Origin of the sequence: Pseudomonas sp. EL_65y_Pfl2_R96 (assembly GCF_963970905.1) — a bacterium.
Taxonomy (GTDB): Bacteria; Pseudomonadota; Gammaproteobacteria; order Pseudomonadales; family Pseudomonadaceae; genus Aquipseudomonas.
Genome location: NZ_CAXAQH010000008.1, coordinates 66,999 through 80,546 on the forward strand (window position 1 = coordinate 66,999; position 13,548 = coordinate 80,546).

A 13,548-nucleotide genomic window follows, 5' to 3' on the forward strand; every position below is an offset into this window, starting at 1 on the left:
GAAGGCCTATTCAGGAGTCTGGTCATGAATCTCTCGTTATACCTGCTGACCGTGCTGATCTGGGGCACCACCTGGATCGCCTTGAAATGGCAACTGGGCGTTGTGGCCATTCCAGTATCGATCGTCTACCGCTTTGGCCTCGCCGCGCTGGTGCTGTTCGTGATGCTGTTGCTCAGCCGGCGCCTGCAAGTGATGAACCGTCGCGGGCATCTGATTTGCCTGGCGCAGGGTCTGTGCCTGTTCTGCATCAATTTCATGTGCTTCCTCACGGCCAGCCAGTGGATCCCCAGCGGTCTGGTCGCCGTGGTGTTTTCCACCGCCACGCTGTGGAACGCCTTTAATGCGCGGGTGTTCTTCGGTCAGAAAATTGCCCGTAACGTGCTGATGGGCGGCGCGTTGGGCTTGCTCGGACTTGGCCTGCTGTTCTGGCCAGAGCTGGCCGGCCATACCGCGAGCCCGGAAACCTTGCTCGGATTGGGTTTGGCGTTACTCGGAACCTTGTGCTTCTCGGCGGGCAACATGCTGTCGAGTCTGCAACAGAAAGCAGGCCTCAAACCCCTGACCACCAACGCCTGGGGCATGGCTTACGGCGCGGCGATGTTGTCGGTGTGGTGCCTGGTCAAAGGTGTCCCGTTCGATATGGAATGGAATGCCCGTTACATCGGCTCGTTGCTGTATCTGGTGATCCCGGGCTCGGTGATCGGCTTCACCGCCTACCTGACGCTGGTCGGACGCATGGGGCCGGAGCGGGCGGCGTATTGCACCGTGTTGTTCCCGGTGGTGGCGCTGAATGTGTCGGCGTTTGCCGAGGGTTATCAATGGACCGCGCCGGCACTGGTGGGGTTGGTGTTGGTGATGTTGGGTAACGTGTTGGTGTTTCGTAAACCCAAGGCCCCGATGGTGCAGGGGAACGGCAAGTTGGCTTGAGCTGAATAATGATCGAGCGCGGTCTGCCTCGGCGCTCGATCTTCAGTCGGGCAGGCGTTTAAAACGCCTGCCCGTTTTGATCAGCCTTTCCACACTTGCGGGTTCACCAGATCCTGCGGCCGCTCACCCAACAAGGCGCTGCGCAAGTTGGCCAGTGCGCGGTTGGCCATGGCCTCGCGGGTTTCGTGAGTCGCGGAGCCGATGTGCGGCAATGTCACCGCGTTTTTCAGTAGGAACAATGGCGACTCGGCCAGCGGTTCTTTCTCATAGACGTCCAGGCCGGCGCCGCGAATCCGGTTGTTTTGCAGGGCTTCGATCAGCGCCGGTTCGTCCACTACGGGGCCGCGGGCGATGTTCACCAGAATGGCGCTCGGTTTCATCAACGCCAGTTCACGGTGACTGATCAGGTGCCTGGTTTTTTCGCTGAGCGGCACCACCAGGCAGACGAAATCGGCTTCGGCCAGCAATTGGTCGAGGCTGCGCAACTGCGCGCCGAGCTCCTGTTCCAGTTCGGTCTTGCGGCTGTTACCGCTGTAAATAATCGGCATGTTGAAGCCCAGCCGACCACGCCGTGCGATGGCCGCGCCGATGTTGCCCATGCCGACGATCCCTAAGGTTTTGCCATGCACATCGCTGCCGAACAACGGTGCGCCGACGGTGGCCTGCCATTGGCCGGCCTTGGTCCAGGCGTCCAGTTCGGCGACACGGCGGGCACTGCTCATGAGCAAGGCGAAGGCCAGGTCGGCAGTGCTTTCGGTGAGTACGTCGGGTGTGTTGGTGAGCATGATCCCGCGTTCGTTGAAGTAAGCGAGGTCGTAATTGTCGTAGCCGACCGAGACGCTGGAGACCACTTCCAGTTTGCTGGCGTTTTCCAGTTGCGCACGACCGAGTTTGCGACCGACGCCGATCAGGCCGTGGGCGTGAGGCAGGGCTTCGTTGAATTGGGCGTTGATGTCGCCGTTTTTCGGGTTCGGCACGATCACGTCGAAGTCTTGTTGCAGACGTTCGATCATCGGTGGGGTGATGCGGCTGAAGGCGAGGACGGTTTTTTTCATTGGAGGCGGCTCGTCGGGCTTGGAGAATGCCAAGCACGCTAACATTCTTTTTCGCTGTTGTGCGTAGGAGCAGCCTTCGGCAGCTCCTACAGGTACGGGTCAGTCTTGTGGGTCGATGTTGTCCAGTACTCGATTCACCGCCAGTTCGCCCAGCATGATGACCTGCTGGATGCCCAGCATGGTGTTGCGATGAGTGCCTTCGAGAAACCCGGCGAAGTCACTGGCCATGACGCTGGCCGAGGCGAGGGATTCGCAGGCGTAGACCAATAAGGTTTCGGTGGTGGCGTCGGGGGCAACCTGGAACAAGTGGCTGGGTATGTGAGGGGGATTTGGCGTCGGCTTGAACATAAGTGCATTACTCCATGCTGGGATTGATGGAGCTGCCACTTTTTGTTTTCCAGACAAAAGGTGGCAGCCGTGCGCGGACTGGAAAAACCGGTCAATCCCAACCACAACCCGGCAGACCCGAAGGTCTCCCGCGCACAGCCGCCATAACATTGCGAGCAGAAAAAAGCGCCGCAGTATGCCATGTGCTGAGGTAAAGATTGATCCAGGTTTTCCAGACCTGATCGCTGATGCGTCAGCGACCCCCAAAGCCTACCCATCTCCCGTCCCACACACCAACCGTCAAAACACGTGGGAAGCATCCCCGAACATTGGCGATTTGTAGGACCGTCTGTAGCTCAATTCGCCAACCGAACCCCACCCAAACTCCCACTCAACTCATACGCCGCCAATTCCGCCTGATGCGCCGCCAATATCTCCGGCAACGACCCGCGCAAGTACTCCACCCACGTCTTGATCTTCGCATCCAGATACTGCCGCGACGGATAAATCGCGTACAGGTTCAATTCCTGCGAGCGGTACTTCGGCATCACCCGCACCAGCGTGCCGTTGCGCAGCCCTTCGATCGCCGCGTACACCGGCAACACCCCAACCCCCATGCCACTGGTGATCGCCGTCTTCATCGCATCAGCCGAGTTCACCAAAAACGGTGAGCTGTTGATGGTGACCATTTCCTGGCCTTCGGGGCCGTCGAAGGCCCACTTCTCCAGCGGGATCACCGGGCTCACCAGGCGCAGGCAGGCGTGGTTGAGCAAATCGCTGGGCTTTTGCGCACAGCCGTTGGCTTTTACATAGGCCGGCGATGCGCAAACGATGCTGTAGGTGATACCCAGGCGCTGGGAGACGAAGCCCGAGTCCGGCAGTTCGCTGGCGAGCACGATGGACACGTCGTAGCCCTCGTCGAGCAAATCCGGCACGCGGTTGGCCATGGTCAGGTCGAAGGTCACGTCCGGGTGGGTTTTGCGGTAGCGGGCGATGGCGTCGATCACGAAGTGCTGACCGATGCCGGTCATGGTGTGCACCTTGAGTTGCCCGGCCGGGCGCGCGTGGGCGTCGCTGGCTTCGGCTTCGGCTTCTTCGACGTAGGCCAGGATCTGCTCGCAGCGCAATAAGTAGCGCTTGCCGGCTTCGGTCAAAGCGATACGGCGGGTGGTGCGGTTGAGCAGACGGGTTTGCAGGTGGGCCTCCAGGTTGGAGACCGCGCGCGAGACGTTGGCCGTGGTGGTGTCGAGTTGCACGGCGGCGGCGGTGAAGCTGCCGGCCTCGGCCACGTAACTGAAGGCGCGCATGTTTTGCAAAGTGTCCATGGGGTGCTCTCTAGGCGAATGGCAAATTGTGACACGAAGTTTCTGCTTTTTTACAGGCGACTAAAGACGCGACCAAGGGATTATCGCGTTAACGGTAACAAAGATTCACAGGATTCCCGGCTTATCGCCAACAGAGCCCACCCCTAGAATTGCGCCCACCTACAGGGGATCTCCCTCATCTCAGGAAATCGCAGCAGTGCCGCGTCGCATCAACAGAGCGCTCAAGACGCTCAGTGTTTTGGCTTTAACCCTGGCAATCAGCGGCTGCATCGGAACCGGCGGCCTTGCCCCACAGGGCAAGGCACTGGAGGTTAATTCATTGGCCACCGACGAAGCCATCCAGAACGCCGCCCAGGACGCTCACTGGCCCACCGCCCAATGGTGGCAAGCCTACGGCGACCCACAACTGAACCGCTGGATCGACCTCGCCCTGCAAGGCAGCCCGAGCATGGCCATGGCCGCCGCGCGAGTGCGTCAGGCCCGGTCCATGGCTGGCGTTTCCGAGTCCGCCGAGTCGTTGCAGATCAACGGCCAATCCACCCTCAAGCGCCACAACTGGCCCACCGATCAGTTCTACGGCCCCGGCGAGTTGGCCAACACCACCACCTGGGACAACAACGCCGCACTGGGCTTCAGCTATGCCCTCGACCTGTGGGGTCGCGAAAGCAACGCCACCGAACGCGCCGTGGACATGGCCCACATGAGCGCCGCCGAGGCGCGGCAGGCCCGGCTCGAACTGCAGAACAACATCGTGCGCGCCTATATCGAACTCTCGTTGCATTACGCGCAACGGGACATCGTCGCCGCGACCTTGAAGCAGCAACAGCAAATCCTCGATCTGGCGCAAAAACGTCTGGACGGTGGCATCGGCACGCATTTCGAAGTCAGTCAGGCCGAAACGCCGCTACCGGAAACCCATCGCCAACTCGATGCGCTGGACGAAGAAATCGCCCTCAGCCGTAACCAGCTCGCGGCCTTGGCCGGTAAGGGCCCGGGGGAGGGCGCGCAGTTGCAACGGCCGACGCTGTCGTTGGGCGCGGCGCTGAAGTTGCCGTCGTCGCTGCCGGCGCAATTGCTCGGTCAACGCCCGGACGTGGTTGCCAGTCGCTGGCAAGTGGCGGCCCAGGCGCGGGGCATCGATGTCGCTCACGCCGGTTTCTACCCCAACGTCGATCTGGTCGGCAGCCTCGGCTACATGGCCACCGGCGGTGGGGCGCTGGAGTTCCTCACGGGCAAGAAGCTCAACTACAGCGTGGGACCTGCTATTTCATTGCCGATCTTCGACGGCGGCCGCTTGCGTTCAGAACTGGGCGAGGCCTCGGCCGGTTACGACATCGCCGTGGCCAGGTACAACCAGACCCTGGTCAACGCGCTGAAGAACATCTCCGACCAGTTGATCCGCCGCGAGTCGATGGACAAGCAACAGGCCTTCGCCGCCGAGTCGGTGGCCACGGCGCAGAAGACCTACGACATCGCGATGATCGCGTATCAGCGCGGGCTCACCGATTACCTCAACGTGCTCAATGCGCAGACCTTGCTGTTCAAGCAGCAACAGGTGCAGCAGCAGGTTCAGGCCGCACGCTTGAGTGCTCACGCGGAATTGGTGACTGCTTTGGGCGGAGGCCTCGGCGCTGGCAACGACGTCCCGAATGCCGAGAAAACCCAACCCCCGAAAACCCCGGTTCTTTTGCGTTGAACACAAAACCTGTGGGAGCGAGCCTGCTCGCGATAGCGGTGTGTCAGTCGACATCAATGTTGAATGTGAAATCGTCATCGCGAGCAGGCTCGCTCCCACAGGTTCCGCGACCTGACTGAATTTCAATGAGCAAAATTCCATGACTCCCTTGCCCGCACCTTTGCGCTGGCTGTATTCCCTTGAATGGCGCCGGGGTTTCTTCGACTGGGCGCGTAGCGACGGCGTGACCTGGGTCTACATTTTCAAAGTGCTGTTCGCAGCATTCCTCACGCTGTGGCTGGCCATGCGCCTGGAATTGCCGCAACCGCGCACCGCGATGATTACCGTGTTCATCGTCATGCAACCGCAAAGCGGCCAGGTGTTCGCCAAGAGTTTCTATCGCTTCCTCGGCACGTTGGCCGGGTCGGCGGTGATGGTCGCGCTGATTGCCTTATTTGCGCAGAACACCGAACTGTTCCTCGGCTCGCTGGCGATCTGGGTCGGCCTCTGCACGGCTGGCGCGGCGCGTTATCGCAACTTCCGCGCCTACGGATTTGTGCTCGCCGGTTATACGGCGGCGATGGTCGGACTGCCTGCCCTGGCGCATCCGGACGGCGCATTCATGGCGGCGGTCTGGCGCGTATTGGAAATCTCCCAGGGGATTCTCTGCTCGACGCTGGTCAGCGCCGCGATCCTGCCGCAAACAGCCAGCGCCGCGATGCGCAACGCCTTGTATCAGCGCTTCGGTGTGTTCGCCTTGTTTGTCACCGATGGCTTGCGCGGTCGCAGTCAGCGCGAGGCGTTTGAAGCGAGCAATGTGCGGTTCATTGCCGAGGCGGTGGGCCTTGAAGGGCTGCGCAGCGTCACCGTGTTCGAAGACCCGCACATGCGTCGGCGCAATGGGCGGCTCAGTCGCTTGAACAGCGAATTCATGGGCATCACCACGCGCTTCAATGCCCTGCATCAGTTGCTTGAACGCCTGCGCGGCAGCGGCACCGATCACGTGGTCGCGGCGATCAAACCGGGGTTGCAGGACCTGGCCGAAGTGCTCGACGGTTTCAGCGGTCGCGCCTTGACCAGCCCCGACGCGGCACGCCTGGCCACCGCGTTGGCGACCTATAAGGAAAACTTGCCGGCGCGCGTGCGCAGCCTGCGAGCGACCTTTCAGGAGAGCGGCCCGAGCGACGCCGAGCAGCTGGATTTTCACACGGCCTACGAACTGCTCTATCGCTTCGTCGACGACCTGCACAGTTATGCACAGACCCACGCGTCCCTGGCCGATCACAGCCACGAACGTGAACGTTGGGATGAGCCCTTCACCCCGCAAACCAACTGGCTGGCCTCGGCGGCATCGGGCATTCGCGCAGCGTTCATCCTCGTGGTGCTCGGCAGTTATTGGGTGGCCACCGCATGGCCGAGCGGGGCGACCATGACCCTGATCGCCGCCGCCACCGTCGGCCTTTCTGCGGCGACACCGAACCCCAAGCGCATGGCGTTTCAGATGGCCTGCGGGACGTTGCTCGGGGCGCTGATCGGTTTCGTCGAGATGTTTTTCATCTTCCCCTGGATCGACGGTTTTCCGTTGCTCTGCGTGATGCTCGCGCCAGTGATCGTGCTCGGGTCGTTCCTCACTTCACGGCCGCAATACGCCGGGGTTGGCCTGGGGTTGCTGATCTTCTTCAGCACAGGTTCCGTGCCGGACAACCTCACGGTCTACAACCCTTACGCCTTCATCAACGACTACATCGCCATGATCATGGGCATGCTGGTGTGCGCGGCGGCCGGCGCGATCATTCTGCCGCCCAACAGCCGCTGGTTGTGGCGGCGCCTGGAGCAGGATTTGCGCGGGCAAGTGGTGTATGCCATCAGCGGCAGACTCAAGGGTTTGGCGTCGAGTTTCGAAAGTCGCACACGGGACTTGCTGCATCAGGCCTATGGCCTCGCCGCAGGGCAGCCGCAGGTGCAGCGGGACTTGCTGCGCTGGATGTTGGTGGTGCTGGAAGTCGGCCACGCGATTATCGAACTGCGTAAGGAACAAGCGATTCTGCCGGTGCACCCGGCGTATGCCGAATCCCAACCGTGGCGCCAGTCCATCCGGGTGATGGGGCGTTCGTTGGTGCGACTGTTTCTGCAACCGAGCCAGAGCAATCTGGAGCGGGCGCTGGTCGCGGTCGACCACGCGATCGGCCGCGTGCAGGCCACCAACGAACCCTTCGCGCCACACTTCGATACCTCTGCATTGCGCCGGGTGAAGAGCTACCTGCATTTCATCCGTACCTCGTTGCTCGACCCGCAATCGCCTCTGGCCTCATACACCACTGCCAAGCCCCAAGGACTTGAACATGCCTCGTGAAATCGCCTTCCACGGCGTGTACATGCCGACCATGACCCTGATGTTTTTCATTGCGGCGGCGTTGGCCTGGGCCCTTGACCGGTTTTTGTCCGGGTTCGATCTGTACCGTTTCTTCTGGCACCCGGCGCTGTTGCGCCTGAGCCTGTTTACCTGTCTGTTCGGCGCCCTGGCGCTGACTGTTTACCGTTGACTCTCTATCACTGACTCTCTATTTCTGAAGAAGGCCCTGATGAAAAAGCTTTTCAGCCTGCTCGCGACCCTGCTGGTGCTGGCCCTCGCCCTGTGGACCGGCCGGACCCTGTGGGTGCATTACATGAACACCCCCTGGACCCGCGACGGCCGGGTGCGCGCCGACATCATCAACGTCGCCGCCGACGTTACCGGAGAGGTGGTGGAGGTGCCGGTGCGCGACAACCAGTTGGTGAAAAAGGGCGACTTGCTGATGCGCATCGACCCTGAGCACTACCGCATCGCGGTGAAACAGGCACAGAGCCTGGTAGCGTCGCGGAAGGCGACGTGGGAGATGCGCAAGGTCAACGCCCGTCGCCGCGCCGACCTCGACAACCTGGTGATCTCCAGGGAAAACCGTGATGACGCCAGCAACATCGCCGACTCGGCCCTGGCTGATTACCAACATGCCCAGGCACAACTGGACGCCGCCGAACTGAACCTCAAACGCACCGAAGTACGTGCAGCGGTGGACGGCTACGTGACCAACCTCAACGTCCATCGCGGTGACTACGCACGCATCGGCGAAGCGAAAATGGCCGTGGTCGACATGAACTCGTTCTGGGTTTATGGCTTCTTCGAAGAAACCAAACTGCCCCATGTACGCGTGGGCGATAAAGCCGACATGCAATTGATGAGTGGCGAAGTGCTCAAGGGGCATGTGGAAAGCATTTCTCGCGGAATCTACGACCGTGATAACCCGGAAAGCCGCGAGCTGATCGCCGATGTAAATCCGACCTTTAACTGGGTGCGCCTGGCACAGCGAGTGCCGGTGCGGATTCACATTGATGAAGTGCCGGACGGGGTGCTGTTGGCGGCGGGAATTACGTGCACGGTAGTGGTGAAGCAGGACGTTGTGGAGAACTAGGTAGACCGAGTCGCTGCCATCGCAGGCAAACCCACTTCCACAGGTTTTGTGTTTGCTGAGAAGAGGCCTGGTCTGAACCACGGGCTTCTTCGTCGGTAAGGCGTCTTACCGTCGCGCCTGGCTGAGGATGACTTCGGCCTTGTTCACTGCCTCAGCCACGTCCAGTTCTTTGTCACTGAGCAGCGCCATAACCTGCGGATTCTGCAGGACGTCGGCATTGGTGCCGTGCAACTGAGCCTGTCGTGAAATGATCACATACGCGTAAAACTGATTACGGGTGCTGAACTCGGGACGAGCACTCACCGTGGCCAGTGCGTTCTCCATAAAGGCATGGCGATCTTTCTGCGACAATCCCTTGAAGGTGTAGGGGAACTGCATATGGATGTTCGCCGAGTACACCGCAGTGTTTTCCTCTCGCGCTTCCTTGCGCACCTCGTCCTTGCTGATCACGTTCTTGCTCAGTTGCTCGTAACCTTTTTCTCCTTCGCTGAGTTGCTGCGGGTTCATTCGTTGTTTCAGCGAGTCGATCTGTGCCGTGTCGTCGAGGACTCTTGCCCAACTGTAAGCCACGGGCAGATTGGCTTTGTTGGTATGCATACGAATCAGGGTTTGCTGGGCGTCCGGATCGCCATGGCGTGCCGAGCGTTCCAGCCAACGTAAACCGAGGTCGGTGTCCGGCGTCTGTCCGCGCATGCCATAGGCAAAGTTCTGGAACATGCCGAACTCGGCGCACGAGTCATTTCTGACCGCGGAATACGCCATATAGCTGAAGGCTTCTCGGTCGCGCTGGGCGCTGTCCTTGCTCGTGTCCTGTTCCGCGATGCTTGCCAGATAACACAAGGCCCGGTCATGGGTGGGCGCGGCCATGATAAGGCAACTGCGGGCTTGCTCGGGCTTCTCGTCGTTGTACAACTGGTAGCCGATGCCGTAGAGCAGATCGCTGTCCATGTAGAGGTTGCAATACTCGTTGGCGACGGCTTGCGGTAACAGCTCCTTGAGGCTGAGCTTGGGCAGGGTGGCGTTCAGCGCCTCGTCTGGCGATGGCGTGCCGCAGCCGACAAGCGCGGTGGCCAATGCCAGCGGCAGCAGGTTTTTGCATCTCAATGGATACTCCTTGATCGCGGTTGAGGCATTACGTCCGTGGCGCAGGCACGTCGTGGGCCAAAGGCTGTTGTTGGCTCTTGCTGAGGAAGACCAGCGCCTCGGCTACGGTGTCCTCCACGCTCATTCTTCTATTGTTCAGCAAGGTGCGCAGCGTCGGATTCTGCCATAGATCCACGGGCGCATCGGTGAGGCCGGCACGTCGGGAAATCAGTACATAGGAGTACAGTTGGCGGTGTTCGGAGAAGTCGTCGGCCTGATGCAAAATGTCCACGACCTTCGACATGAAGGCATGCCGCTCAGCAACGGAAAGGCCTTCGAAGGCCTCTGGATGATGCATGTGAAGATCGGCTGAAAACTTGGCGATGTTTTCCTGTCGACCTTGGGCAATTACCACGTCTATCGGGATCATTTTGCCGAGCAGTTCGTTGTAGTGCTGATCGCCTGCGTTGATTTGCGCCGCAGCCATTGTGGCTTTCAATGCGCCAAGCTCTTCGGCATCTCCCTGGACTCTGGCCCAGGCATAAGCGACAGGCAGATTGTTCTGCGCACGATTGAGCTCGACCATGGCTGTCTGGGAATCCTGGTCGGCATCCAGCGCCGCACGTTCCAGCCAATACCGGGACAGCGCCTTGTTGGCAGGCTTGTCGAACGTGCCGACGTTATAGATGTGGTACAGGGCCCATTCTGCGCAGCGTTCATTTTTCGACGCGGCGTAAGCCAGGTAGTTGAAGGCTTCCCGATTGTTTTCGGGGCTTTGTCGCTGGCTTACGTTAACGGCCAGGTAGCAGAAAATTATCGGATAGTCGGGGGCGGCCATGATCATGCAATTTTTTGCTTCCAGTTGTTCCCCAATGTCATCCAGCAAGGTGCCGATGCCGTACAACAACTCCGTGTCCATTCTCTGATTGCAGTACCGGTTGGCGACTGCTTCAGGCAGGGCCTGTTCAATGGTCAACTGCGGCAGTCCGTGATTTAGCGTCTCCTCCGGTGAAGCCCCGCAGCCGACCAACAGGCTGGCCATGATCAATGGCAGTACGTTTAGCGATTTCAATGAAAATTTCCAGACTGCAATGAGGTAACAGCGAGCATGGAACGAGGGAGCAAGCTCCCTCGCCACCGCTGTATCGGTTTACCTGTAGAACTTGTTGACCACCAGCAAGCCATGCTTGATCGTTTCAGCCACCGACAACTCGTCATCTTCCATGAGGGCGACGATCTTCTGGTCATTCGCGATATTTGCGTCAGGTTTTTTCAGCTGTGCGGCGCGATTGATCACGATATAGCTCAGCACGTGGCCACGGCTCTTGGTGAACGGCAGGTCAATGGCTTTGTACATCGACTGCTTCACGTAGTCGTAGCGCTCGGCAGACGACAGGCCTTTGAAGGTGTCCGGATAGTCTTGGTAGATTTCGGCGGAGTAACGGCCGACGTCTTCTTCCCGCGCTTCGGCGTACATGGCTTTTTTGCTGGTGACCTGGCCAGCGAGCTCCGTGTAACGCTTTTCACCGTCGGTGATTTGCGCGGCGGTCATCTTCGTTTTTAGGGTATCGGCAGCTGACGAGCCATCGTCCTTGGCCATGATCTTTGTCCAGGCGTAGGCGGCGACCAGGTTGCCTTGCTCTTCGTACTGCTTGATCAGTTCCTTCTGAGCCTCGGGGTAACCATGCACCGAAGAACGCTCAAGCCAACGGCTGGCCATCGCAGGATCTTGCTTGGCTCCGCTGCTGCCGTATTGGTAGGCCTGATACAGACCGTATTCTGCGCACCAGTCATTCTGCATCGCCGAATAGGCCATGTAATTAAAGGCGTCGCTGTTGCGTTGATCCGGGGTTTTGCTTTCGTCCTGGCCGGCGATCATCGACAGATAGCAGAAGGCGCGAGGGTGTTTCGGCGCGGCCAGTTCCAGGCAGCTTTTGGCGGTGTCCCATTCCTGATCGCCGTATAGTTGAAAACCGAGGCCGAACAGAATGTCGCTGTCCATTTGCGCATTGCACTGTTCATTGCTGGACGGTGACGGCAGCACACTTTGCAAGGTCAGCTTGGGCAGCGTGTCGTTGAGGGAGGGCTCTTTGCTGGTGGTCTGTTCGGAGCCGACGCTGCAGCCGGCCAACAAGGCAACAAAGGCCAGTGGCAGCACGTTGAAAACGTTCAATGGATATTCCCTGATCTGCGATTGAATAAAGTTCGCATGGAACGGGCAGGGGAAGAGCGGGAAGGCAAAGCAATCCGTGCTTCAATTTTAATGCCAGCGATTCCATGCTGCTTGAGTCGGCGTAAACGCGTCGACTTGTCTCAAGTGCGCGCATTCTACTGAAAGCACCCGGACATACAAACCTGTGTGGATGCGGCACCGGCGGTGTGATCGAATTGTTGTTGTGATGTCCAGTCGCTATATTGCCGCCCCTTCAAAACCCGCAAGGAGCGCGTGGATGAAGTACATAGCAGGTTTGTTCTTCGGTCGGATGCTGCTGAGCACGGCCGGTGCCGTTTACAAGGGTACGATTTCTTTGATCTCAGAATCAGGGGAGTCAAGGCACACGCTGAAGTCGTGAGTACATCAAACTCTCGAATGATCGGCGTGCAGAGCGGTCACAGCTATACCTACGTCAGAAAAGTTGCCTTTGTCACGGCCTACGGCACACCGGTCATTCATGAGTTCAGAGACGAGTTTTCCGGCGTTGAGGCTGGGGACAAGGTGACCGTATTCCACAATCCGGCCGATCCTCGTGAAGTGATACCCGGCACTTTTTCACTCTGGGCCTGAGCCTCGCCATGGGCGCCATGGCACTGCTCAGTCTGATGATGATCGTGACGGTCTGGCGCGATTAGACCGGTTTGCCACGCTCAGAGTTGGCGATTCAAACCGAAGCGCTTCATCAAGGTCGACTCCAGCAAGCCCTTGGGCAGCAACGTTGTCAACAGCGGCAATGCCCAACTGCCATTGCCAATGCGGATCAGCCGTGGCGGTTTGCTCTGTTGCACTGCTTTGAGCAGCTCAGCGGCAAACTCCCCGGCCGGCGTCGGTTTGTCCTGTGAGGCCTTGGCCCGCGCACGAATACCTTCGCGCAGCGCAAACCACGGCGATTGCTCGGTGATCAACTGCTCCACCTCATACCCGGCATTCTTGGCGAAGCTGGACTCGATCGCGCCTGGCTGCACTTCCATCACATGGATACCGAACGGCGCCAGCTCCATGCGCAATGCATCGCTCAAGGCATGGACAGCGGCTTTCGAGGCGCAATACGCGCCGGCAAACGGTGTGACCAACACCCCGGAAACGCTGCCGATGTTTACCACGATCCCTTTGGCCCGACGCAACACCGGGAACAGCGCGCGGGTCACGCCAACAATCGCGAACACATTGGTTTCGAATTGGCGCTGCATCGCCGGCACACCACCGTCGAGCAGCGGCCCCATGGCGCCATAGCCGGCATTGTTGATCAGCACATCGAGGCCGCCGTGTTGCTGATTGATCCGCTCGCTCAGCTGTTCAAGTGCCGGGCCGTCGTTGACGTCCAGTTGTACGGCCGTGAAGCCGGCGGCGGTCAGGGCCGCCACGTCTTCAGCCTTGCGGGCGCTGGCCCAGACTTCGTATCCGGCCCCTTTGAACACATCGGCGAGGGCGCGGCCAATGCCGCTGGAACAACCGGTAATCAACGCAACGGGCATGGCGCGGTCCTTGTGCA

Annotated in this window: 13 protein-coding genes; 6 read left to right on the forward strand and 7 right to left on the reverse strand. The window is 59.7% G+C overall.

Features of this window, described 5'->3' with window-relative positions:
* The first annotated feature begins 24 nt into the window (after window positions 1-24).
* Window positions 25-927 (forward strand): DMT family transporter, encoded by a 903-nt coding sequence (locus AACY49_RS11180; protein WP_258697486.1) that lies wholly within the window; start codon window positions 25-27, stop codon window positions 925-927.
* Between the two features lie 80 nt (window positions 928-1,007).
* Here the strand turns inward: AACY49_RS11180 and AACY49_RS11185 are convergent, their stop codons facing one another.
* The 3 genes from AACY49_RS11185 to AACY49_RS11195 all read right to left on the reverse strand — a co-directional run bounded on the left by AACY49_RS11185 (window position 1,008) and on the right by AACY49_RS11195 (window position 3,634).
* Window positions 1,008-1,982 carry a 2-hydroxyacid dehydrogenase gene (locus tag AACY49_RS11185; protein ID WP_258697485.1) on the reverse strand — a complete coding sequence of 325 codons (975 nt, stop codon included), beginning with the start codon at window positions 1,980-1,982 and terminating at the stop codon, window positions 1,008-1,010.
* 99 nt (window positions 1,983-2,081) lie between these two features.
* Window positions 2,082-2,330, reverse strand: coding sequence for a DUF6124 family protein (locus AACY49_RS11190; RefSeq protein ID WP_052966667.1), 249 nt, complete (start codon window positions 2,328-2,330; stop codon window positions 2,082-2,084).
* 335 nt (window positions 2,331-2,665) lie between these two features.
* Window positions 2,666-3,634, reverse strand: coding sequence for a LysR family transcriptional regulator (locus AACY49_RS11195; RefSeq protein ID WP_339523706.1), 969 nt, complete (start codon window positions 3,632-3,634; stop codon window positions 2,666-2,668).
* Window positions 3,635-3,830: 196 nt separating this feature from the next.
* Between AACY49_RS11195 and AACY49_RS11200 the strand changes: the two genes are divergently transcribed.
* The 4 genes from AACY49_RS11200 to AACY49_RS11215 all read left to right on the forward strand — a co-directional run bounded on the left by AACY49_RS11200 (window position 3,831) and on the right by AACY49_RS11215 (window position 8,758).
* Window positions 3,831-5,330 carry an efflux transporter outer membrane subunit gene (locus tag AACY49_RS11200; RefSeq protein WP_339523708.1) on the forward strand — a complete coding sequence of 500 codons (1,500 nt, stop codon included), beginning with the start codon at window positions 3,831-3,833 and terminating at the stop codon, window positions 5,328-5,330.
* A 139-nt stretch (window positions 5,331-5,469) separates the two neighbouring features.
* Window positions 5,470-7,662, forward strand: coding sequence for an FUSC family protein (locus tag AACY49_RS11205; protein WP_339523710.1), 2,193 nt, complete (start codon window positions 5,470-5,472; stop codon window positions 7,660-7,662).
* Window positions 7,652-7,852 carry a DUF1656 domain-containing protein gene (locus AACY49_RS11210; RefSeq protein ID WP_007896379.1) on the forward strand — a complete coding sequence of 67 codons (201 nt, stop codon included), beginning with the start codon at window positions 7,652-7,654 and terminating at the stop codon, window positions 7,850-7,852. Before AACY49_RS11205 ends, AACY49_RS11210 begins: the two co-directional genes overlap by 11 nt.
* A 39-nt stretch (window positions 7,853-7,891) precedes the next feature.
* Window positions 7,892-8,758 carry an efflux RND transporter periplasmic adaptor subunit gene (locus AACY49_RS11215; protein ID WP_258697481.1) on the forward strand — a complete coding sequence of 289 codons (867 nt, stop codon included), beginning with the start codon at window positions 7,892-7,894 and terminating at the stop codon, window positions 8,756-8,758.
* 105 nt (window positions 8,759-8,863) lie between these two features.
* Here the strand turns inward: AACY49_RS11215 and AACY49_RS11220 are convergent, their stop codons facing one another.
* The 3 genes from AACY49_RS11220 to AACY49_RS11230 form a co-directional block, all read right to left on the reverse strand.
* Window positions 8,864-9,862 carry a hypothetical protein gene (locus tag AACY49_RS11220; protein ID WP_339523713.1) on the reverse strand — a complete coding sequence of 333 codons (999 nt, stop codon included), beginning with the start codon at window positions 9,860-9,862 and terminating at the stop codon, window positions 8,864-8,866.
* Between the two features lie 28 nt (window positions 9,863-9,890).
* Window positions 9,891-10,913, reverse strand: a complete 1,023-nt coding sequence (locus AACY49_RS11225; protein ID WP_258697479.1) for a sel1 repeat family protein — start codon at window positions 10,911-10,913, stop codon at window positions 9,891-9,893.
* A gap of 78 nt (window positions 10,914-10,991) precedes the next feature.
* Window positions 10,992-12,014 (reverse strand): sel1 repeat family protein, encoded by a 1,023-nt coding sequence (locus AACY49_RS11230; protein WP_258697478.1) that lies wholly within the window; start codon window positions 12,012-12,014, stop codon window positions 10,992-10,994.
* A 273-nt stretch (window positions 12,015-12,287) separates the two neighbouring features.
* On the opposite strand from AACY49_RS11230, the gene AACY49_RS11235 reads away from it, so the two are divergent.
* A complete protein-coding gene (locus AACY49_RS11235) occupies window positions 12,288-12,626 on the forward strand; it encodes a DUF3592 domain-containing protein (protein WP_339523715.1) in 339 nt (112 codons plus the stop codon).
* 80 nt (window positions 12,627-12,706) lie between these two features.
* Here the strand turns inward: AACY49_RS11235 and AACY49_RS11240 are convergent, their stop codons facing one another.
* On the reverse strand, window positions 12,707-13,531 hold the full coding sequence (locus AACY49_RS11240) for an SDR family oxidoreductase (RefSeq protein WP_339523717.1): 825 nt from the start codon (window positions 13,529-13,531) through the stop codon (window positions 12,707-12,709).
* Window positions 13,532-13,548: the final 17 nt, after the last annotated feature.